This is a genomic window from Stenotrophomonas panacihumi, from assembly GCF_001431645.1.
Classification (GTDB): Bacteria; Pseudomonadota; Gammaproteobacteria; order Xanthomonadales; family Xanthomonadaceae; genus Stenotrophomonas_A; species Stenotrophomonas_A panacihumi.
Map to the genome: position 1 here is coordinate 1 of NZ_LLXU01000065.1, position 21,486 is coordinate 21,486.

The 21,486-nt window shown below is 69.7% G+C and carries 22 protein-coding genes; 12 read left to right on the forward strand and 10 right to left on the reverse strand.

Annotation, left to right across the window (positions count from 1 at the left end):
* Positions 1-9 precede the first annotated feature (9 nt).
* The gene (locus ARC20_RS06705; protein WP_057646006.1) at positions 10-1,467 is read right to left on the reverse strand and encodes an NAD(P)(+) transhydrogenase (Re/Si-specific) subunit beta; all 1,458 of its coding nucleotides are present in this window, start codon (positions 1,465-1,467) and stop codon (positions 10-12) included.
* Positions 1,464-1,775 carry an NAD(P) transhydrogenase subunit alpha part 2 gene (locus ARC20_RS06710; protein ID WP_057646025.1) on the reverse strand — a complete coding sequence of 104 codons (312 nt, stop codon included), beginning with the start codon at positions 1,773-1,775 and terminating at the stop codon, positions 1,464-1,466. The genes ARC20_RS06705 and ARC20_RS06710 overlap by 4 nt, the downstream gene beginning before the upstream one ends.
* 122 nt (positions 1,776-1,897) lie before the next feature.
* Here ARC20_RS06710 and ARC20_RS06715 point away from each other — a divergent pair, with 122 nt between their 5' ends.
* From ARC20_RS06715 to ARC20_RS06725, 3 genes are read left to right on the forward strand one after another with little or no spacing between them, the layout of a single operon-like run.
* Complete coding sequence (locus tag ARC20_RS06715) at positions 1,898-2,455, forward strand: RNA polymerase sigma factor (RefSeq protein WP_057646007.1); 558 nt, start codon at positions 1,898-1,900, stop codon at positions 2,453-2,455.
* Positions 2,456-2,478: 23 nt separating this feature from the next.
* On the forward strand, positions 2,479-2,811 hold the full coding sequence (locus tag ARC20_RS06720; protein ID WP_057646026.1) for a hypothetical protein: 333 nt from the start codon (positions 2,479-2,481) through the stop codon (positions 2,809-2,811).
* A complete protein-coding gene (locus ARC20_RS06725; protein ID WP_057646008.1) occupies positions 2,808-3,275 on the forward strand; it encodes a DUF3106 domain-containing protein in 468 nt (155 codons plus the stop codon). Before ARC20_RS06720 ends, ARC20_RS06725 begins: the two co-directional genes overlap by 4 nt.
* A gap of 15 nt (positions 3,276-3,290) precedes the next feature.
* On the opposite strand, the gene ARC20_RS06730 is transcribed toward ARC20_RS06725, so the two are convergent.
* From ARC20_RS06730 to ARC20_RS06740, 3 genes are all read right to left on the reverse strand, one after another.
* Positions 3,291-4,364 carry an NAD(P) transhydrogenase subunit alpha gene (locus ARC20_RS06730; RefSeq protein WP_057646009.1) on the reverse strand — a complete coding sequence of 358 codons (1,074 nt, stop codon included), beginning with the start codon at positions 4,362-4,364 and terminating at the stop codon, positions 3,291-3,293.
* Between the two features lie 103 nt (positions 4,365-4,467).
* On the reverse strand, positions 4,468-6,792 hold the full coding sequence (locus tag ARC20_RS06735; protein ID WP_057646010.1) for a DUF1631 domain-containing protein: 2,325 nt from the start codon (positions 6,790-6,792) through the stop codon (positions 4,468-4,470).
* 210 nt (positions 6,793-7,002) lie between these two features.
* Positions 7,003-9,213 carry a DUF1631 domain-containing protein gene (locus tag ARC20_RS06740; RefSeq protein WP_057646011.1) on the reverse strand — a complete coding sequence of 737 codons (2,211 nt, stop codon included), beginning with the start codon at positions 9,211-9,213 and terminating at the stop codon, positions 7,003-7,005.
* Between the two features lie 134 nt (positions 9,214-9,347).
* On the opposite strand from ARC20_RS06740, the gene ARC20_RS06745 reads away from it, so the two are divergent.
* From ARC20_RS06745 to ARC20_RS06760, 4 genes are read left to right on the forward strand one after another with little or no spacing between them, the layout of a single operon-like run.
* On the forward strand, positions 9,348-9,923 hold the full coding sequence (locus ARC20_RS06745; RefSeq protein ID WP_057646012.1) for a nitroreductase family protein: 576 nt from the start codon (positions 9,348-9,350) through the stop codon (positions 9,921-9,923).
* Entirely contained in the window at positions 9,920-10,891 is a 972-nt protein-coding gene (locus tag ARC20_RS06750; RefSeq protein WP_057646013.1) for a 5'-3' exonuclease, read from the forward strand. The genes ARC20_RS06745 and ARC20_RS06750 overlap by 4 nt, the downstream gene beginning before the upstream one ends.
* On the forward strand, positions 10,888-11,439 hold the full coding sequence (locus ARC20_RS06755; protein WP_057646014.1) for an NUDIX hydrolase: 552 nt from the start codon (positions 10,888-10,890) through the stop codon (positions 11,437-11,439). Before ARC20_RS06750 ends, ARC20_RS06755 begins: the two co-directional genes overlap by 4 nt.
* The gene (locus ARC20_RS06760; protein WP_057646015.1) at positions 11,432-12,214 is read left to right on the forward strand and encodes an N-formylglutamate amidohydrolase; all 783 of its coding nucleotides are present in this window, start codon (positions 11,432-11,434) and stop codon (positions 12,212-12,214) included. Before ARC20_RS06755 ends, ARC20_RS06760 begins: the two co-directional genes overlap by 8 nt.
* Before the next feature lie 45 nt (positions 12,215-12,259).
* Here the strand turns inward: ARC20_RS06760 and ARC20_RS06765 are convergent, their stop codons facing one another.
* The 3 genes from ARC20_RS06765 to prmC all read right to left on the reverse strand — a co-directional run bounded on the left by ARC20_RS06765 (position 12,260) and on the right by prmC (position 14,904).
* Entirely contained in the window at positions 12,260-12,979 is a 720-nt protein-coding gene (locus ARC20_RS06765) for a hypothetical protein (protein WP_146165811.1), read from the reverse strand.
* A 107-nt stretch (positions 12,980-13,086) separates the two neighbouring features.
* Entirely contained in the window at positions 13,087-14,028 is a 942-nt protein-coding gene (pip, locus tag ARC20_RS06770) for a prolyl aminopeptidase (protein WP_057646017.1), read from the reverse strand.
* Positions 14,029-14,076: 48 nt separating this feature from the next.
* Positions 14,077-14,904: a peptide chain release factor N(5)-glutamine methyltransferase gene (gene prmC, locus ARC20_RS06775; protein WP_057646018.1), complete on the reverse strand. Its 828-nt coding sequence runs from the start codon at positions 14,902-14,904 to the stop codon at positions 14,077-14,079.
* 212 nt (positions 14,905-15,116) lie between these two features.
* Between prmC and ahpC the strand changes: the two genes are divergently transcribed.
* The 5 genes from ahpC to ARC20_RS06800 all read left to right on the forward strand — a co-directional run bounded on the left by ahpC (position 15,117) and on the right by ARC20_RS06800 (position 20,171).
* The gene (ahpC, locus tag ARC20_RS06780) at positions 15,117-15,680 is read left to right on the forward strand and encodes an alkyl hydroperoxide reductase subunit C (protein ID WP_057646019.1); all 564 of its coding nucleotides are present in this window, start codon (positions 15,117-15,119) and stop codon (positions 15,678-15,680) included.
* A gap of 217 nt (positions 15,681-15,897) precedes the next feature.
* A complete protein-coding gene (gene ahpF, locus ARC20_RS06785) occupies positions 15,898-17,490 on the forward strand; it encodes an alkyl hydroperoxide reductase subunit F (protein WP_057646020.1) in 1,593 nt (530 codons plus the stop codon).
* Positions 17,491-17,614: 124 nt separating this feature from the next.
* Positions 17,615-18,610 (forward strand): LysR substrate-binding domain-containing protein, encoded by a 996-nt coding sequence (locus ARC20_RS06790; protein ID WP_057646021.1) that lies wholly within the window; start codon positions 17,615-17,617, stop codon positions 18,608-18,610.
* Positions 18,611-18,710: 100 nt separating this feature from the next.
* Positions 18,711-19,142, forward strand: coding sequence for a nucleoside diphosphate kinase regulator (gene rnk / locus ARC20_RS06795; protein ID WP_057646022.1), 432 nt, complete (start codon positions 18,711-18,713; stop codon positions 19,140-19,142).
* A gap of 69 nt (positions 19,143-19,211) precedes the next feature.
* A complete protein-coding gene (locus ARC20_RS06800; protein WP_057646027.1) occupies positions 19,212-20,171 on the forward strand; it encodes a transaldolase in 960 nt (319 codons plus the stop codon).
* A gap of 197 nt (positions 20,172-20,368) precedes the next feature.
* On the opposite strand, the gene msrA is transcribed toward ARC20_RS06800, so the two are convergent.
* Positions 20,369-21,043, reverse strand: a complete 675-nt coding sequence (gene msrA / locus ARC20_RS06805) for a peptide-methionine (S)-S-oxide reductase MsrA (RefSeq protein WP_057646023.1) — start codon at positions 21,041-21,043, stop codon at positions 20,369-20,371.
* Between the two features lie 11 nt (positions 21,044-21,054).
* Entirely contained in the window at positions 21,055-21,321 is a 267-nt protein-coding gene (locus tag ARC20_RS06810; protein WP_057646024.1) for a putative signal transducing protein, read from the reverse strand.
* Between the last annotated feature and the right edge of the window lie 165 nt (positions 21,322-21,486).

Here is a 21,486-nt window from a genome sequence, read left to right on the forward strand (position 1 = left end):
AAACCCCCCTCAGTGCCCCCCACCCTCAAGCGCCTTGAGTTCGCTGACCAGCGCCCCGGCCGCCTCGGCCCCATCGCCATAGAGCATCCGCGTGTTGTCCGCATAGAACAGCGCATTCTCGATCCCGGCAAACCCGGTGCCCTTGCCGCGCTTGATCACGATGACGTTCTTCGAATCCACCACGTCCAGGATCGGCATCCCGTAGATCGGGCTGGAAGGATCGGTCTTGGCGACAGGATTGACCACGTCGTTCGCACCGATCACCAGTGACACATCCGTGCTGGCGAACTCCGGATTGATGTCGTCCATGTCGGCGATCAAGTCATACGGAACACCCGCCTCGGCCAGCAGCACGTTCATGTGCCCCGGCATGCGCCCGGCCACCGGGTGAATCGCGAACTTCACCTTCACCCCGCGCGCGATCAACCGCTGCGCCAGCTCCCAGATCTTGTGCTGCGCCTGCGCCACCGCCATGCCGTAGCCCGGCACGATCACCACCCGCTCGGCGAAGGCCATCATCGCCGCTGCATCGGCCGCATCGATCGGCTTCTGCGAACCCTCGATCGCCTGCCCCTGACCACCGCCGCCGAAGTTGGAGAACAGCACGCCGCTGATCGGCCGGTTCATCGCCTTGGCCATCAGCCGCGTCAGCAGGATGCCCGCCGCCCCCACCATCATGCCGGCGATGATCAGCGCCTCGTTGCCAAGCACGTAACCCTCGAACGACACCGCCAGGCCAGTGAACGCGTTGTACAGCGAGATCACCACCGGCATGTCCGCACCGCCGATCGGCAGCGTCATCAACACGCCCAGCGCCAGCGCCGCCACGAAGAACGCGATGATCGCCACCGGCTGCAACGATACCGCCGCCCAGATTCCCAGCAGCACCACCGCCAACGCCACCGCCAGGTTGAACGCCTGCTGCGCGGGGAAAGTCACGCGCCGGTCGAGGCGGCCATCGAGCTTGGCCCAGGCGATGATCGAACCCGACAGCGACACCGCGCCAATCGCCGCACCCACCACCGCCAGCGCCAGCGTCGTCGCCCCGGGCTGGCGCGCGGCCAGGTCCGCCAATGCGCCCGGGCTCCAGTGCGCCGTATCGCGATGGGCCAGGAACGAGAAGCGCAGCAGCTCCACCGCGCCGATCGCCGCGGCGGACCCGCCGCCCATGCCGTTGTACAGCGCCACCATCTGCGGCATGTCGGTGATGGCCACCTTCTTGGCCGACCACCACGCCGCACCCGTGCCGATCACCACCGCCGCCAGGATCAGCGGCAGGTTGTGCAGCCCGGGCAGGAAGAACGTCGCCACCGTCGCCAGCAACATGCCCGCGCCGGCCCAGCGGATGCCGCTGCGCGCCGTCAGCGGCGAGGCCATGCGCTGCAGCCCCAGCAGGAACAGCGTGGCGGCGACGAGGTAACTGGATTTCACCAACCCTTCGAGCAAGACCGTCGTGGACACGTTCAAGCGCGGCCCTCCGGCTTGCCGCCGTTGCGGGCGCTGGGCTTGAACATCTCCAGCATGCGCTCGGTCACCACGTAGCCGCCGGCCGCGTTGCCCGCGCCGAGCAGCACGGCGAGGAAGCCCAGGGCTTTTTCGAGCGTCGTGTCGGCGTGGCCGAGTACCACGATCGCGCCGATCAGCACGATGCCGTGGATGAAGTTCGACCCCGACATCAGGGGCGTGTGCAGGATCACCGGCACCCGCGAGATGATCACGTGGCCGGCAATCGCCGCCAGCATGAAGATGTACAACGCCACGAAACCGTCGCCCATCGCCCACTGCCCCGTCTTGGTCAGGATGCTCCGCATCATAACCGCCCATGAATGGGCCGCCAGCCGGTCAACCAATCGCCCACCCGTGCGTTGACTGGGTGTTCCCCTTGGGAAGCTACGCTGTGCTGGTGGGTACTCCTCTCGATCCGCAAACCGAAGCGCCGGCCCCGCCGGCCTCGCTCGACGCGTTCCTGGCCGGGATCGGCCCGCGCGCGTTCCGCTTTGCCGAGGCCGGCCTGCGCCACCGCGAGGACGCGCTGGACGCCGTGCAGGACGCGATGATCAAGCTGCTGGCCTACCGCGACCGGCCGGCCAGCGAGTGGACGCCGCTGTTCTGGAGCATCCTGCGCAGCCGCATCGTGGACGTGCAGCGCCGCCGCGGCTTCCGCCTGAAGTTCTGGGCGCCGGCGCCGGAGGCCGATGGCGAGTCCAGCATCGACTGGGCCGACGCCGCCGCCGGCCCGGCCGAGGCGCAGGACCGCCGCGAGGCCTACACCCGCATGGTGCAGGCCCTGCGCGGCCTGCCCGCACGCCAGCGCGAGGCCTTCACCCTGCGCGTGCTGGAGGAACTGGACGTGGCCACCACCGCCAAGGTGATGGGCTGCTCGGAAGGATCGGTCAAAACGCATCTGTCACGGGCCCGCGAGGCCCTGCAGCAACAACTCGAGGATTTCCGGTGAACACCACGGACCGCCAATCGCACATGTTCGACGCGCACGCCCGCGACCTGCACCAGGCCGCGCTGGGCGCGCTCGACCCCGCCACGCTGGCGCGCCTGCGCGCCGCCCGCCACGACGCCACGCAGGCCGCGCCGGGCCGCCGCCATCGCGGCCTGTGGCTGGCCACCGCCTGCACCGCGCTGCTCGCGCTGGGGCTGGGCGTGCACCTCAACCTGCCCTCTCCCTCGCACACCTCGGTGAGCCCGGCGTCCTCGCTGGTCGCCAGCGTCGATGCCGACGAAGTGCTGGAACAGAATCCCGATCTCTATGTCTGGCTGGGCTCGGAGAACGCCCTGGCCATGGAGCAGACCCGATGAAGACCTCCACCCGCCTGCTGTTGACCGTCCTGCTCGCGCTGGGCAGCGCCAGTGCCTGGGCGCAGGCGACGCCCGACCTGCCGCCGCCTCCGCCGCCGCACGGCCCGCCGCCGCCCGCCGCGCCGCTGCCGGATTGGGACCACCTCACCCAGGCGCAGCGCGAGCTGCTGATCGCCTCGGTGCGCCAGCGCTGGAACGACGCGCCGGAACAACGCGACCGCATGCTGCGGCACGCGCAGCGCTGGCAGGCGATGACGCCGGAGCAGCGCCGCCAGGCCGCGGACGGCATGCGCCGGTTCGAGAACATGTCGCCGCAGCAGCGGCGCGAGGCGAAGGTGCTGTTCGAGCAGATGCGCAAGATGGATCCCGCGCAGCGCAAGGCCCTGCTGGACCAGTGGCAGAAGATGAGCCCGCCGCAGCGCCAGGAGTGGATCCGCACGCATGACGACGGGGATGACCGCTGAGGCAGCGGCCCTGCCCTACCCCCAGCGCGTCTTCGCCAGCAGTTCGTCTTCCCAGTCGAAGGTGACCTGCCCCTCGCGCACGAACAGGCTCACGAAGTTCAGCACGTTGCGCGCGAACATCTCGCTCGCGTGCACCGCGCCCATGCTGGCCAGGTTCAACGGCCCGGCGATCGTCACCCCGCCTTCGACCACCGTCTCGCCCGGCCGCGTCAGCGCGCAGTTGCCGCCGGTTTCCGCGGCCAGGTCGACGATCACGCTGCCCGGCTTCATCCCGGCCACCATCACGTCGGTGAGGATCTTCGGCGCCGGGCGCCCCGGCACGGCGGCCGTGCACACCACCACGTCCACGCCGCGCAGGTGATCGGCCAGGCGGCGCTGCTGTTCGGCACGCTCCTCGTCGGTCAGCGCGCGCGCATAACCGCCCTCGCCCGCCGCGCTGACGCCCAGGTCCAGGAACTTCGCGCCCAGCGATTCGATCTGCTCGCGCGTCTCCGGCCGCACGTCGAAGCCCTCCACCTGCGCGCCCAGCCGGCGCGCGGTGGCGATGGCCTGCAACCCGGCCACGCCGGCGCCCACCACCAGCACTTTGGACGGCCGGATGGTACCGGCGGCGGTGGTCAGCATCGGGAAGAAGCGCGGCGCCAGTTCGGCGGCAATCAGCGCGGCCTTGTAGCCGGCCATGCCGGCCTGCGAACTGAGCACGTCCATCGCCTGCGCGCGCGTGGTGCGCGGCAACCGTTCGAGGGGAAACACCTGCCGCTCGGGTGCGCGCAACGCTTCGGCGCGCAGCGGGTCGGCTTCGGGTTGCAGCAGGCCCACGAGCGTGGCGCCGCCGGCGATCTGGCGAATCCGCGAGACCTCCGGCGCCTGCACGCACAGCACCAGCGCGGCGTCGGCCAGCGCGCCTTCGGCGAGCGTGGCGCCCACTTGCAGGTAGCTGTCATCGGGGAATCCGGCGGCGCTGCCGGCGCCGGGCTCGATGGCCACCTGCGCGCCGAGTGCGATGAGCTTCTTGACCGTTTCCGGGGTGGCCGCCACGCGGCGCTCGCCCTCGGCGTGTTCCTTCAACACCCGCACCTGCACCGCCATGCCAGCCCCTTGCCCGTGGTCGTGTCGCGCCGATCCTAGCAAAGGTCGGCGCCACGCCCGGCCTGCCCGCGGGTGGCGCGACCGACGGGCCCGGCCGGGCCGGTCAGTGGAAGGTGTTGGTCTGCGGGTCGAGGCGGTCGATCACGCCCTGCATGGCGCTGTCGAAGGCGCCATCGTTGACGTGGGCGCGCAGCCGGCCCAGCCGCACCATCACCGCCAGTTCTTCCGGCGAGGCCACGCAGAAGCGCACGCCGCGGCGGTTCACGAACAGCAGGCGCGAGGAGATCGGGCTGACCCAGGAGAGCTTGCCCGCCTGCACCTTGCCGTCCTTGTCGACGAAATCCAGCCACGTGCCGATGGCCATCTGGCGGAAACGGTCGGCATCGGCGTTGTCGAAGTCTTCCAGCGTCGGGTCGCTTTCCAGCTCCACGCCACCGGCTTCGGCCACCGGCGGCGGCGGCAGGCTGACCTGCGGCAGTTCCGGCAGCGACTTCTCCAGCTCCGGGCGCGCCTCGGCCACCGCCTGCAACGTGTCGTGCAGGGCGCCGATGGCGACCAGCGCCGCGTCGCCATGCAGGCCCACGCTGGCGAACACCTTCTGCAGCGCCGGCTCCCACGCCTGCAGCCACGGCTTGCCGATGATGTGGCGGCGCGCCTCGGCGACTTCCTCCAGCACGCCGTCGGCCAGGGTGACGGACTCGGCGACCGCCGGGCCTTCCTCGCCGTCGCGCAGGATCGACATGGTCATGTGGTGCAGCCACGGCTGGCGCAGGAAATCCTGCACCGCCTGCGGCAGTTCGTCGTTGACGCGCTTGTCCAGCTCTTCCAGCGCGCGGCTGCGCGCCAGCTCCAGCTTCTCCTGGCCGCGCTGGGTCTCGGCGGCACGGCGCTCGGCAATCTCGATGCGGCGGCGGTGCTGGGCGAGGAAGTCGCGGAACTCTTCTTCCAGGGTCAGGAAGATCGCCAGGTTCTCGTTGAACTCGGCCACCAGGCGCTCGATGATTTCCTCGACCTTGCCCATCAGCACGCGTTCGGCCGGGCTGTCGCCGGCGTTGCCCTCGCAGGCCTCGGCCAGCGAGTTGAGCAGGCGCCGCGCCGGGTGGGTCTTCTGCACGAACATCTTGCGGTCCAGCAGCGCGACCTTGACGAAGGGCACCACCAGCTTGCCGATCAGTTCGCGCGAACGGCCTTCCAGGTCGCGTTCGTCCAGCATCACGTCGAACAACATGCCGACCAGGTCGATGGCGTCCTCGTCCATCGGGTCCAGGCGCGCGCTGGCCGGGTCCACGCCCAGCTGCGTGGCGCTGGAAAGCACCTCGCTCTTCAGGCGCTGCGCCAGCGATTCGCCGTCATCGCCGATGGCCGCGTTGAGCGTGGCGCTCGGCGTGGCCTGCAGCAGCGACAGCACCGACATCATCTCGCGCTGGCTGAGCGGGCGCTGCTGGCCCATCGCCGCCGAGGCGGCGGTGGCCGCCGTGGTCGCGTTGTCGCGCACGTTGCGGGTCTGCTGCAGCAGTTCGTGCAGGGCTTCCAGCAGCATGCCCTGGTTGCCGCCGGGGTGGCCGTCGGCACCCATGTCCTCGCCACCGCCCTCGCGGCCGCGGTGCGCGGCCTGCAGGCGGCCGCGGCTCTGCGCCCAGCGGTTGACGAAGCGGTTCGCCCAGGCCGGCGCGTACTGTTCGTCGAATTCGTCTTCGTTGCCGGCGCTGAAGGGATCGGCTTCCTCGCGCTGCGGCGGACGCTGCTGCGGCGGCGGACGGCGCGGTTGCGAGATCTCCGGCATCACACCGGCCTTGGCTAGCATCTCGTCCAGCTGCGCGTACAGGCGGGCGATCGGCTCGGCCAAATCGCGCTCGCACAGCTTGATCAGCACCAGGCGCACTTCCGGCGCCAGGTCGCTGGTGGCGAAGGCTTCGTGGATGGCCACGCCGATGTGTTCCGGGCCGATCGGGTCGGTATCCGAGCCCAGCTCCATGCCGCCGGCGATCCAGCCCAGGCGGCGGTCCAGGTGCGCGAGCACCGGCTTGCATTCGCGCTGCAGCACGCTGGCCAGGTTGCGCACGGCCAGGCGCGATTCGAGTTCGTGTTCGGGCACCAGGCTCAGGCCGCCGGGCGCGGCGGGCTGGCCGGACAGCGCCGCCTCGGCCGACAGCGGCAGGCCCTGCTCCAGCGATTGCCAGGAGCTCTCCATCTGGGTGCGGAAACGGCTGACGATTTCCTCGCGGCGCCGGCGCAGCTCGCGCATGCCGTCCAGGAACACGAGCTGCGACGCGCCGGCGTTTTCGGCGCGGTCGAACAGCACGTCGTCGAACCGCGTCACCGCGGCGGCGAACGTCTGGGCGAGCGCGGGCAGGAACGCGTCCCGCGCCTGCGCAAGCAAACGCGGATCACGCCCGGGGTGACCCAGCGGGCTGGGGGTGGACATCATGCGCAAAGGCTCCCCGCCCTTGCAGGCGTATAAATGAGGAAGACTGCTGGAACGACAGACGCGGCCCCTGTTTCCGCCTGCGCATGGTAGGCGGGGCCATGGGCGCGCGACAGTGACGACAATCGCATTTCGATTCCTGGCTGGCGGCGCTACATCGTAGCGCGCATTCGGTCGCAACGCCTGTCAGGACAAGGCTTGCGGCGGCAAGGTTCAGACCTCGCCGGGCGCCTGCTCCAGGCCGTCGACCACGCCCTGCATGGCGCTGTAAAAGGCGTCGCCCTCGCGGTGCAGGCGCAGGCGGTCCAGCCAGACCATCATCGCCAGCTCCTCCGGGGACGCCACGCACAAGCGGCCGCCGCGGCGGTTGACGAACATCAGCCGGCCGGAGATCGGGCTGATCCAGGACAGCTTGCCGGGCTGGATGACGCCCTGGCGGTCGATGAAGTCCAGGCAGGTGCCCACCGGCAGGACCCGGAAGAACTCGGCGGTGACGCGGTCGAACTCCGCGCCGGCCTGGTCGTCCAGCATCGGGGTGAGCGCCTCGCTCTCGGTTTCCACCGGCTCGGCCAGCACCGGCAACGGCACGGTCACCGGGGCCTGGCTGGGCGCCAGCCGCACCAGTTCCAGGCTGCGGCGCAGGCCATCGCAGGCGGCGGCGGCTTCCGGCGGCGCCAGCCCGGCCTGGGCGAAGACCTGCAGCAGCGTCTCGCGTTCGGCCGACAGCCAGCCCGCTTCCGGCGCGGGCTGCGCGGCGCGGGCCTGGCGCCACTGCGCCAGCACCACATCGCCGAGCGTCAGGGCGGCGTCCAGCGCGGGGCCGGCGCCATCGCCACGCAGGGCAGCCTGCTGCACGTACTGGTGCCACGCGCGGGACAGGAAGTGCTCCAGCGCGGGCGGCATCTCTTCATGACCGGCCAGGCGCTCGGACACCGCCGCGCGGGCCAGCCCACGCGCGCGCTCGCGGCGCTCCTCGGCGCGCTGCAGCTCGGTGGCACGGCGTTCGGCGATCTCCAAACGGCGCCGGTACTGCTCGTAGCTGGTGCCGAACTCCGCTTCCAGCGACAGGAATACCGCCAGGTGCTCGTCGAAGTCGCGCACGATCTCGTCGACCGCCGCCTGCACCTGCGCCAGCAGTGCCTGCTCGGGCGCGGTCTCGCCGCTGTTGCCGTCGCAGGCGTCGGCGAGCAGGTTGAGCAGGCGCCGCGCCGGGTGGCTGTCGCGCACGAAAACGCGCGAGTCGAGCAGCGCGACCTTGGCGAACGGCACCAGCAACTGCCCGAGCAGCGCGCGCTGCCAGGGCTGCAAGAGGCTTTCACGCAGGATGGCGTCGAACAGCATGCCGACCAGGTCCAGCGTGTCTTCGTCGGCCGGGTCCAGGCCGGTCTGCGCCGGGTCGATGCCGAGCATCGCGGCAGTGGCGAGGATTTCGCGGCGCAACCCATGCGCCAGCCCGCGGCCGCCGGCATCGATGGCCTCGAAGCCCGCGCCGGGACCGGTCTGCATCAGCGACAGCGCCGACATCAGCTCGCGCGGCGACAACGCCCGCAGCGGCGCGGCGCCGTGGCTGCCTCGGGCGCGCTGCAGCAACTGGCGCAGCGCCGGCGGCAGTACGTCGTGCTCTTCGCGGGCGTGGACGTCGATGGCGGTGGCAGCCGCCAGGCTGGTGCGCCCGCCCGACCAGTCGGCGAAGAAGCGCGCGATCCAGTCCGGCGCCGACGCCGCTTCCGGCACGCCGGCCTGCGGGATCACCTGCCGGCGCGCGCGCGCGGTGGGCAGGTCGCGCAGGCGGGTCACCTCGGCCAGCGATTTCTCCAGCCCGGCGTACAGCTGGCCGACGCGGTCGCCCAGCTGCTGCTCGCACACCTTGATGATCGCCAGGTGCACGCGCGGGGCCAGGGTCAGGCCATGGAAGGCCGCATACACCGCGGTGCCCAGGTGTTCGGGGCCGAAGGGATTGTTGTCGGCGTCGATGCGCAGGCCGCCGGCGATGAAGCCCAGATAGCGGTTGAGCCGCATCAGCTCCGGGCGCCAGCGGTGCTGCAGCGAACCGGCCAGATTGCGGACGGCCAGGCGGACGTCCAGCTCGTGCTCCGGCACCAGGGTGAGGTCCTGCGGGCCCTTCGCCAGCGTGCGTTCGACCGACAGCGGCCGGCCGCTTTCCAGTGCCTGCCAGGCCTTGGCGAGGTGGCCGCGGAAACCGGCGGTCACGCGCTCGCGCTGGCGGCGCAGCTGTTCGATCGCCTCGAAGTAGTCGCTCTGCCCGGCACTGACCCGTTCGGCCTGGCGGAACAGCGCCTCGGCCAGCACGTCCTGCACTTCCATGAAGGCCGCCGCCAAGGGCACGAGTACCGCTTCGCGGACCTGCTCGAGCAGTTGGGGGTTACGGCTGGGAAGCTCTTCGGACAGCGAATGGATCGTCATGGACGCACAACTGCGGAGGCGGTGGAAGCAACCGTCCACCGGGACACGCGCGCGCCATGCGGCAGCCGCTTTCCCCCGATAGCGGTACCCGATGGCCGTCTATAATCGGGCCATTGCGGTTCGAAAGTGGGATTATGCACACACTTTATTCGTTGCAGGCACTCGACGAACGCCGTTCGGTGCCCTCCAAACAGCTCACCGAGCCCGGCCCGGACGAGGCCACCCTGCTGCGCATGCTGCAATCGGCGGTCCGCGTGCCGGACCACGGCAAGCTGGTGCCGTTCCGATTCGTGCGCATTGCCGGTGATTCGCGGCACAAGCTCGGTGAATTCCTCGCTGAGCGCACGCGCGAACGCGACCCCGGCGCACCCGAGGCGGCCCTCGAAAAGGATCGGCAACGGTTCAGTTTCGCGCCGCTGGTGATCACCGTCGTCGCCCGCCTGCAGCCCGGCCACAAGGTGCCCGAGCAGGAACAGCTGCTCACCGCCGGCTGCGTGTGCTTCGCGCTGCTGCAGGCCGCGCAGGCCTACGGCTTCGGCGCGCAGTGGCTCACCGCCTGGATGGCCTACGACCCGGTCGTCGCCCGGCACCTGGGCCTGGGCGAACACGAACGCATCGCGGGTTTCATCCATATCGGGACTCCGCGGTTGGCCGCGCCGGAACGCGAGCGGCCGGATCCGTCGGCGTTGCTCGAAGATTGGGTGTCATGACCCATTCGGTCTTATCGGCCGTGAACGCGCCGTCCTTGAGCCCGGCGCGGCGGTCGCTGTACCTGGTCGACGCCAGCCTGTACGTGTTCCGGGCGTGGCATTCGATGCCCGACGAATTCCGCGATGCGCAGGGCTGGCCGACCAACGCCGTGCACGGCTTTGCGCGCTTCCTGCTCGACCTGGTCGAGCGCGAGCGCCCGCAACACGTGGTGGTGGCCTTCGACGAGGCGCTGGACAGCTGCTTCCGCCATGGCCTGTACCCGGCCTACAAGGCCAACCGCGAACCCGCGCCGGAAGAACTGCGCCGCCAGTTCGCGCACTGCAAGGCGCTGTGCGCCGCACTGGGGCTGGCGGTGCTGGCGCACCACGAGTACGAGGCGGACGACCTGATCGGCAGCGCGCTGCATGCGGCGCGCGCGCAGGATTTCCGCGGGGTGATCATCTCCGCCGACAAGGACCTCTCGCAGCTGCTGTTCGAGCATGACGAACAGTGGGATTTCGCGCGCGGCCTGCGCTGGGGCATGGAAGGCGTAAAGGCGCGCCACGGCGTGCACGCGCACCAGATCGCCGACTACCTCGCCCTGTGCGGCGACGCGGTGGACAACATCCCCGGCATCACCGGCATCGGCGCCAAGTCCGCCGCGGTGCTGCTGGCGCACTTCGGCAGCCTCGACGCGCTGCTGTCGCGCATCGACGAAGTGCCGTTCCTGCGCCTGCGCGGTGCCGCGCAGATGGCCGTGCGTTTGCGCGAGCAGCGCGAGCACGCGCTGCTGTGGCGCCAGCTCACCACCGTCGCGCTGGATGCACCGCTCGTGCTGCCGGCCACCGGCTTCGACCGCGCCCCGGGCGATCCCGACATGCTCGCCGGCCTGTGCGAAGCACTGCGCTTCGGGCCGATGACCCGGCGCCGCCTGCATGCCGCCGCCGGCCACCCGCTCCCGAATTCTCCCTCGATGGAAGCCCCATGAAACCGAACGACGCCGAACCCAGGATCGTCTACGAAGGCAAGTACCAGCGCATGGTCGTGCGCGGCACGTGGGAGTACTCCGAGCGCGTGCACGCCGGCGGCCTGGCCGCGATCATCATCGCGGTGACGCCGGAGGACAACGTGGTGTTCGTCGAGCAGTTCCGCGTGCCTGTGCAGGCGCGCACGATCGAAATGCCGGCCGGGCTGGTGGGCGACATCAACGCGGGCGAGTCGATCGAGGTCTCGGCGGTGCGCGAGCTGGAAGAGGAAACCGGCTGGACCGCGGCGCACGCCGAGGTGCTGCTGATCGGCCCGACCTCCTCCGGCGCCAGCAACGAGAAGATCGCCTTCGTGCGCGCCACCGGCCTGAGCCGCGTCGGCACGGGCGGCGGCGACGAGAGCGAGGACATCACCGTGCACGAGATCCCGCGCCAGCGCGCGGCGGCATGGCTGGTGGAGAAGATGGCCGAAGGCTACGAGCTCGACGCCAAGCTGTGGGCCGGCCTGTGGATGATCGAACACCACCTGGACGGCACGCCGCGTGATTGAGTCACCGGCGGGCACATTGCTCGGCGCGGACGATCCGGCGCCGTTCGTGGTGCGCAACGCAGGCGGCACCTCGCCCTGGCTGCTGATCGCCGACCATGCCGGCCAGCGCGTGCCGCGCGCATTGGGCGACCTGGGCTTGCCGCCCGCCGAACTAAATCGGCACATCGGCTGGGACATCGGCATCGCCGGCACCACGGCGCGGCTGGCCGACCTGCTCGACGCCACGGCGATCACGCAGGTGTATTCGCGCCTGGTGATCGACTGCAACCGTCCGCACGCCTCGCCCACGCTGATCGCCGCACGCAGCGACGGCACCGACGTACCGGCAAACGCCGGCCTGGACGCGCGTGCGCGGCAGCAGCGCATCGATGAGATCTTCGCGCCCTACCACCAGCGCATCGTGCAGGCATTGGATGCACGCCTGGCGCAGGCGCAGCCCACCTTGCTGGTGGCGATGCACAGCTTCACCCCGGCGATGGCCGGCGTGGCGCGGCCGTGGCACGTGGGCGTGCTGTACCACCGCGATACGCGGCTGGCGCATGCGTTGCGCGATGCCTTGCAGGCCGAGGGCGACCTGGTCGTCGGCGACAACCAGCCGTATGCGGTGAGCGATACCAGCGACTACGCGGTGCCGGTGTACGGCGAAGGGCGCGGACTGGTGCACGTCGAACTGGAGATCCGCCAGGACCTGATTGCCGACGAGGCCGGGCAGCTGATGTGGGCACAGCGCCTGGCGCGACTGCTGCCACCACTGGCGGCGCGATTTGGCGGGTAAGGCCCGTTCGCCGAACCACCCGCGGCACGGGGAACGCGCGGCGCGTCAGCGTCCCCGCCGGTACACGCGCTCCACCTCGAACCGGCTTCCCGGACGCGGCACCGGGCCCTGCGCCTGCACCGACACGCGCAGCGCGCCTTCCGGGTCGGTCGCGTACCGGTAGGTGACGTGGATGTCGTTGCTGGTGGCCACTTCCACCCGCAGGCCCTGCGCATCTTCATGCAGCGAAGCTTGCACGCCCGGCGCCACCTCCACCGGCGTGCCCGCCAGCGGCAGGATCACCACGCCCGAAGATTCCTTGCGACCGAACACCACCGCTTCGCGGCTGCGGTAGAGGATCAGCGTGTCGTTCAACGGCGCGGCGAAGTCCATCTCCGGCCGCAGCATCTCCGCCGGCGAGCCCGCACCGCCACCGCCCTTCGATCCGCCATGCTTGCCATGGCCGCCGGGGCCCCCACGGCCAGGCCCACCGCCCATGCCGCCCATGCCGCCTTCCGGCGGACCGCCTTCGCCACCGCCCGGTGGCGGACCCCCGCGCCCACCGGGCGGGGCACCCTCCGGTGGACGTTGCCCGCCCTCGCCGCCGCGCCTGGGCGGCGCATCGGCCTCGGCGGCTTTCTCGGCGGCTTTCTGTGCCTGCTTGTTGGCCTTGGTGTCAGCCTGCCACTGCTGTGGCGAATCGGAGGCGACCATCTGCTGTGCCGCCAGCGGAAACGCCAGCGGCAGCAGGCCCAGCCACAACCAGGCGCGAGGAGAACGGGGCACGGCACACTCCGGCGATACGAGGATCGCCGGATGCTAGGCCGCGCGAGGCTGGCGAATTTGCCAGCGCCGACATACGCCACGCGCCCTCGCGGTGGCGTACAGGTCGATCAGGCGAAGGCGTCGGTGGCGCGCACCAGCGCGTCGACGTTCTCGGCCTCGAACGCGGAATGGCCGGAGGTCGGGGTGATATCCAGCTTCGCCTTCGGCCACGCCTTGTGCAGGTCCCAGGCGTTCTGCAGCGGGCACACCACGTCGTAGCGGCCGTGCACGATCACGCCGGGGATGTCGGCAATGCGCGGGGCGTCGCGCAGCAGCTGGTCGTCCACCTCGAAGAAGCCGCCATTGACGAAGTAGTGGTTCTCGATGCGCGCGAAGGCGAGCGCGAACTTCGCGTCTTCATGGCCCGTGACGAAATCCGAATCCACGCGCAGGAAACTCGTCGCGCCTTCCCACACGCTCCATGCGCGCGCGGCGGCCAGGCGAACGGATTCGTCCTCGCTGGTCAGGCGGCGGTGGAAGGCGGAGATCAGGTCGTGGCGCTCCACCGGCGGGATCGCCCGCAGGTAGTGCTCCCAGGCATCCGGGAACAGGCGGTTGGCGCCCTCCTGGTAGAACCACTCCAGCTCCCAGCGGCGCAGCATGAAGATGCCGCGCAGCACCAGCTCGGTGACACGGCCGGGATGCTTCTGGGCGTAGGCCAGCGCCAGGGTCGAACCCCAGCTGCCGCCGAAGACCTGCCAGCGCGCGATGCCCAGCTTCTCGCGCAGCTGCTCGATATCGGCCACGAGATCCCAGGTGGTGTTGTCCACCAGGTCGGCGTGCGGAGTGGAACGGCCCGAGCCGCGCTGGTCGAACAGCACGATGTGGTACTTGGCCGGGTCGTGGAAGCGGCGCATCTTGGCGCTGATGCCACCGCCCGGGCCGCCGTGCAGCAGCACCACCGGCTTGCCCTGCGGGTTGCCGCACTGCTCGAAGTACAGCGTGTGGCGGTCGTCCACCCGCAGCGTGCCGGTGGCAAAGGGTTCGATCTCCGGATACAGCGTGCGCATGCTCAGCGTGTCCACTTCGGAAAACCCGGATTTTAGCCCCCGCCGCGCTCAGCCCGGCCAGCGACCGAGGGTTACCCGATCGCGCGCCTCCAGGTCCTGCACCGTGGCGACGTCGACGAACCCCCGCTCGCCCAGCAACGCGGCCACCGCCGCGCCCTGGTCCCAGCCATGCTCGAACAGCAGCCAGCCGCCCGGCCGCAGGTGCGCCGGCGCGCCGGCGACGATCAGGCGGATGTCCTCCAGGCCGTCGGCACCGGATGCCAGCGCGGTCGCCGGTTCGAAGCGCAGGTCGCCCTGCGACAGGTGCGGGTCGTCGTCGGCGATGTAGGGGGGGTTGCTGGCGACCAGGTCGAAGCGTTCGCCGGCCAGCGGCGCCCACCACGAACCTTCGCGAAACTCGACGCGGCCGAGGTCGTTGGCCTGCGCGTTGCCACGCGCCACCTCCAGCGCGGCGGGGCTGGCATCGGTCGCGAACACGAGCGCCCGCGGCCGCTCGCTGGCCAGCGCCAGGGCGATCGCGCCGCTGCCGGTGCCCAGGTCGGCGATGCGCCGGCCGGGGGTGTCGTCCACCCGTTCGAGCGCCAGTTCGACCAGCAGCTCGGTTTCCGGGCGCGGGATCAGCGTGGCGGGGGTCACCGCCAGGTCGAGCGTCCAGAAGCCCCGGCTGCCCTTCAGGTAGGCGACCGGCTCACCGCTCGCGCGACGGGCCACCAGCGCGAGGAAGGCCTGCGCCACCGCGGGTTCCACCGGATCCCGGCCATTGGCGAACAGCCACGCGCGGTCTCGCCCGAGGGCATGCAGCAGCAGGGCCTCGGCGTCGGCGCGATCGATATGCTCGATCGCTTCACGCAGCAGCGCCTGGGGCAGGTGCGACATCGGGTCACTCTTGGGAAACGACGGGCCGCCATTATCCCGTGAAAGAGCCCCTTTCCCGGCCATTCAGGCCAGCCACGGCAGGCGACCCCTTGGTTTTCGATAGAGGATTACTATCTATCCAATTCCATCAATCGATTTGATTGATCTATCGAACCTCCCTAGCATGACCCTCGTTCCATTCCCCGCACCCTTGGCAACAAAGAGGAAGTTCAATGTCCGTCATCAACACCGAAATCAAGCCGTTCAAGGCCACCGCCTACCAGAATGGTGAATTCATCGAAGTCTCCGATGCCAACCTGAAGGGCAAGTGGTCCGTGGTGGTCTTCTACCCGGCTGATTTCACCTTCGTGTGCCCGACCGAACTGGAAGACCTGGCCGACAACTACGCCGAGTTCCAGAAGCTGGGCGTCGAGGTCTTCTCGGTGTCCACCGACACCCACTTCTCGCACAAGGCGTGGCACGACAGCTCGCCGGCGATCGGCAAGATCAAGTACGCGATGATCGGCGACCCGACCGGCACCGTGACCAACAACTTCGAAGTGATGCGTCCGGGCGTCGGCCTGGCCGACCGCGGCACCTTCATCATCGACCCGTCGGGCGTGATCCAGGCCGTGGAAATCACCGCCGAGGGCATCGGCCGTGATGCCAAGGAGCTGCTGCGCAAGGTCAAGGCCGCCCTGTACGTCGCCGCCCACCCGGGCGAGGTGTGCCCGGCCAAGTGGAAGGAAGGCGAGAAGACCCTCGCGCCGTCGCTGGACCTGGTCGGCAAGATCTAAGCCGGCTGCCCGCCCCGCTCCGCGGGGCAGGCCACACCCCGTCCCTGCCTGCAGGGGCGGGGGTGAACCGGAACCGGTGCGCGCCGGCACGGCGCTCTCTCTCCCGCCTGCCGGCACGTCGCCGGTTGCGGTTCACCCCTTCCCTCCCCACGTCGGCGTATGCCTCCCGGCATCGACGCCTCGCCCTCCCCTTGCCGATCGACAGGAGCTGAACACCATGTTGGACACGAATCTGCAGACCCAGTTGAAGTCCTACCTCGAGCGCCTCACCCGGCCGGTGCATATCACCGCGCAGGTCGATGACGGCGAGAAGTCGCAGGAAATGCTGGAAATGCTCAACGAGATCACCGCGCTGAGCAACGTGATCGGCCTGGAAGTGCGCCGCGACGCCGATGCCCGCAGGCCGAGCTTCAGCCTCAACAGCCCGGGCGAGGAAATCTCCCTGACGTTCGCCGGCCTGCCGATGGGCCACGAGTTCACCTCGCTGGTGCTGGCATTGCTGCAGGTCGGCGGGCACCCGTCGAAGGCGGCGCCGGAAGTGATCGAGCAGGTGAAGAACCTGGAAGGCGATTACGTCTTCGAAACCTACTTCTCGCTGTCCTGCCAGAACTGCCCGGACGTGGTGCAGGCGCTGAACCTGGCCGCGGTGCTGAACCCGAACATCAAGCATGTCGCCATCGACGGCGCGCTGTTCCAGGACGAAGTGGAGTCGCGCCAGATCATGTCGGTGCCGACCGTGTTCCTCAACGGCCAGGTGTTCGACCAGGGCCGCATGAACCTGGAGCAGATCGTCGCCAAGCTGGACACCAATGCCGGGAAGCGCGACGCGGAGAAGATCAACGCCAAGTCGCCGTTCGACGTGCTGGTGGTGGGCGGTGGCCCGGCCGGCGCGGCCGCGGCGGTGTACGCCGCGCGCAAGGGCATCCGCACCGGCGTGGCGGCCGAGCGTTTCGGTGGCCAGGTGCTGGACACCATGGCAATCGAGAACTTCATTTCGGTCACCGAGACCGAAGGCCCGAAGATGGCCGCCGCGCTCGAGCAGCACGTGCGCCATTACGACGTGGACGTGATGAACCTGCAGCGTGCCGAAGCGCTGGTGCCGGCCGGCGACGACGGCCTGGTGCAGGTGAAGCTGGCCAACGGCGCGGTGCTCAAGTCGCGCACCGTGGTGCTGTCGACGGGCGCGCGCTGGCGGCAGATGAACGTGCCTGGCGAGAACGAGTACCGCAACAAGGGCGTGGCTTACTGCCCGCACTGCGACGGCCCGCTGTTCAAGGGCAAGCGCGTGGCGGTCATTGGCGGCGGCAACTCCGGCGTGGAGGCGGCCATCGACCTGGCCGGCATCGTCTCGCACGTCACGCTGGTGGAGTTCGACGACAAGCTGCGTGCCGACGAAGTCCTGCAGCGCAAGCTCCGCAGCCTGGGCAACGTATGCGTGCTGACCAGCGCGCAGACCACCGAGGTGCTGGGCGACGGGCAGAAGGTCACCGGCCTGGTCTACAAGGACCGCGCGGGTGGTGACTCGCACCGCGTCGAGCTGGAGGGCATCTTCGTGCAGATCGGCCTGCTGCCGAACACGGAATGGCTCAAGGGCGTGGTGGATCTTTCCCCGCGCGGCGAGATCCTCATCGACGACCGTGGCCAGACGAACGTGCCGGGCGTGTTCGCCGCCGGCGATGCCACCACCGTGCCGTACAAGCAGATCATCATCGCGATGGGCCAGGGCGCGACCGCCGCGCTGGGCGCGTTCGACTACCTGATCCGCAGCACCGCACCGAAGACGACCGGCGCCGTCGCCGAGGCGGCCTGACCGCCGCGGGCAGGGCGGCCCCGCGACCGCGTGTCGCTGGCCGCCCCGGCCCGCGGGGGCGTAAGCTGCCCACGGGCGTAGCCGTCCTCCGCCGTACCACGCGCTCCCCCTAGAGGCTCTGCAGATGAACCTGCGTGATCTCAAGTACCTGGTCGCCCTGGCCGACCACAAGCATTTCGGCCGCGCGGCGGCGGCCTGTTTCGTCAGCCAGCCGACCCTGTCCACCCAGATCAAGAAACTGGAGGACGAACTCGGCGTGCCGCTGGTCGAACGCGCGCCGCGCAAGGTGATGCTCACGCCGGCCGGCCGCGAGGCCGCCAGCCGCGCCCGCAGCATCGTCGCCGAGGTTGACCAGATGAAGGAGGCCGCGCGCCGCAGCCAGGACCCGGAAGCGGGCACGGTGCGCCTGGGCATTTTTCCCACGCTCGGCCCGTATCTGCTGCCGCATGTGGTGCCGGGCATCCGCAAGCGTTTCCCGCACCTGGAACTGCTGCTGGTCGAGGAAAAGAGCGACCAGCTGCTGCGCCAGCTGCGCGAAGGCCGGCTGGACGCCGCGGTGCTCGCGCTGCCGATCCACGACGACCAGGTGCATGCCGAATTCCTGTTCGAGGAACCTTTCGTGCTGGCCGTGCCGGACAGCCATCCGCTCTCCCGCCGCCGCTCGCTGACGCTGGATGAGCTGTCCGAGCAACGCCTGCTGCTGCTGGAAGACGGGCACTGTCTGCGCGACCAGGCGCTGGATGTCTGCCATCTGGCCGGCGCACTGGAGAAATCCGAATTCCAGGCCACCAGCCTGGAAACGCTTCGGCAGATGGTCGCCGCGAATGTCGGCGTGACGCTGCTGCCGCTGCTGGCGGTGAAGCCGCCGGTGGCGCGCTCGGAGAACGTGCAGCTGATCGGCTTCGATGCCGAACGTCCGCCGAGCCGCCGCATCGCGCTGGTGTGGCGGCGCAGCTCGGCGATGGGGGAATTCCTGGAGCGCCTGGCGCAGTTGTTCAAGGAACTGCCGCCGCACCTGCTGCAGCTGGATGGGGAGGTCGCGGGCCATCGAGACACCCCACCCGCCCCCGGCGTGGCGAGCAACACGCAGGCTCCCGCGCAGGTTCGGGCGAACAGCTGAACCCCGCGATCGGCGCCGGTTCCTTCCGCGCGCGATTCTTCCGACAATGGACCGGGCGGCCCAGGTGGGCCGCCCGTTTTTCATCCTCGGAGAAGAATCCATGAATACCTTGCACAACAGCGGCCTGCCGCCGTCGATCATCCTTTCCAGCCGTGACGTGGCCCGCCTCGAGGCCCTGCTTGAATCCCCCGCGCTGAGCCGGCTGCCGGCCGCGATCGCGCTTTCCGGCGAACTGGGCCGCGCCCAGGTCCTGCCGCCCGAACAGATTCCCCCCGGCGTCGTGACCATGCACTCCCGCGTGGAATGCATCGACGAGCTTAACGACGAACCGCATACCCTCACCCTGGTGTACCCGCAGGAAGCCGATGTCGAGCGCGGCCGTGTTTCGGTGCTGGCGCCGGTCGGCAGCGCCCTGCTGGGCCTGTCGGTGGGCCAATCGATCGACTGGCAGGCCCCGGGTGGCCGCGCGCTGCGGCTGCGCGTGCGCGCCGTGCACTACCAGCCGGAGGCGGCGGGCGACTTCCATCGCTAGGCGCGCTAACGTAGCGCCCCCGTTGCTCCGTTTTCCTTTCCGTATTCCTCCGTTTCGCGAGAACCGATGATGACTTCGCAACCTTCCAAGCTGGCCCAGCTCCGTGACCTCTCCGTGGTGGTGGCCGATACCGGCGACTACGATGCGATCAAGCGCCTCAAGCCGGTGGACTGCACCACCAACCCGACCCTGGTGAAGAAAGCCCTGGACCTGCCGGTCTATGCCGAGCTGATCGAACGCGAGCTGGCGTGGGGCAAGCAGCAGGGCGGCGGCGAGGAAGTGGTCAATGAAGTGGCCGACCGCCTGACGATCGGCGTGGGCACGATGCTGGCGGCGCTGGTGCCGGGCCGGGTGTCCACCGAGGTGGATGCGGACCTGGCGCACGATACGGCGGCCACGATCGCCAAGGCGCACAAGTTCATCCAGATGTACGCCGAACGCGGCGTGCCGCGCGAGAAGATCCTGATCAAGGTGGCGGCGACGTGGGAAGGCGTGGAAGCCGCGCGCCAGCTGCAGAAGGACGGCATCGACTGCAACCTGACGCTGATCTTCAACCAGACCCAGGCGCTGGCGTGCGCGGAAGCGGGCGTGTTCCTGATCTCGCCGTTCGTGGGCCGCATCCTGGACTGGTTCGTGGCCAACGGCCAGACGCCGGCGAACATCGACGAGGATCCGGGCGTGAAGTTCGTGCGCGGGGTCTATACCGAGTTCAAGAAGCGCGGCTCGTCGACGGTGGTGATGGGGGCTTCGTTCCGCTCGACCGCGCAGATCGAGGCGCTGGCCGGTTGCGACCGCCTGACCATCTCGCCGGACCTGCTCGAGAAGCTCGAGGCCGACCATGGCGACCTGCCGCGCAAGCTCTCGCCGGTGGACGCCGACGGCGCGGCCGTGGTGGCGATCGATGCGGCGAAGTTCGCCAAGGACTTGGCCGCTGATCCGATGGCGACCGAGAAGCTGTCTACCGGCATCGATACGTTTGCCAAGGATCTGCAGGCTTTGCGCGAGACCATTCGCGGGAAGCTGGGCTGATCGGCCCAGGCTTATTTGCGAAAGGGCGGCCCGTTGGCCGCCCTTTTTGTTTGTGCGCCGGGTTTTTTGTGGGTGAGCGGCCTTCGATGTGGATCGGCTGTTCGTGGTTGTTTGCACGGTCTGCGGGGACGGGGTCCTCCAGTTCTCCGCGATCGGATGACCGAGCGTTGCGCTTACTCGGCGCTCAACGCGAGCCGTCAGACGTCCAGGCCGATGGGGCAACTCACGCCGGTGCCGCCAATACCGCAGTAGCCATTGGGGTTCTTGGCCAGGTACTGCTGGTGGTAATCCTCGGCGTAGTAGAACGCTGGCGCCGGGTAGACGATCTCCGTCGTGATGTCGCCATATCCCGCCGCGCGCAGCTGCTGCTGGTACGCCTCGCGGCTCGCCAACGCGGCTTCGTACTGCGCCTGGGTGTGGCAGTAGATCGCCGAGCGATATTGCGTGCCGGTGTCGTTGCCCTGGCGCATGCCCTGGGTCGGGTCATGGCTCTCCCAGAACGTGCGCAGCACTTCGTCCAGCGAGACCTTCGCCGGGTCGAACACCACCCGCACCACTTCCGCATGCCCGGTCATGCCGGAACACGCTTCTTCGTAGGTCGGGTTCGGGGTCTCGCCGCCCTGGTAGCCCACCGCAGTGGTCACCACGCCCGGCAGCTGCCAGAACTTGCGCTCGGCGCCCCAGAAGCAGCCCATGCCCACGTCCAGCACTTCCAGCCCGACGAAGTCGCCCTTCAGGGGCTGGCCGTTGACGAAGTGGACGTTGTGCAGGGGCAGCGGGGCATCACGGCCCGGCAGGGCCTCGCCTTCGCGCGGCAGGCGCTGCTTGAACGCGCCAATCCCGAGTTTCATCGCCGATCCGATTCCGAGCATGGGGGACCTCCTCAGGCCGGCAGGAAGCCGGGTTCCGGGTCGCCGTCCGATATGGGGTCTTCCCCCGCCCCGGCCAAGTCCAGCCCGGCCACGATGTCCTGCGCCCGCGGCAGCGCCGCGTCCGGCACGCACACCCGCAGGACGCCGAACAGCGGCAGCTCGCCACCGGCGCCGAGCAGGGATTCACCGAACACGAAGGCCGGTATGCCGGCGTCCTCCAGGGCGTGCTTGACCAGGTGGGCGTCGAACAGGTTCTCGGCGCGGTAGGCAACCTGCATGGGGCGGCTCCTCGAAAACGAGGCGTCCAGCATAAGCCCGCCGCGCGGCGTCCGGGGCCGGGGCCCAGCGGGGCGCAAGGCCTTGTTAAACTGGCGGTCTTCCCGATTTCCTGCCCGGCATGTCCACGTCCCCCGATTCCGCAGCCCCCGCCCCCGAGTCCGCCG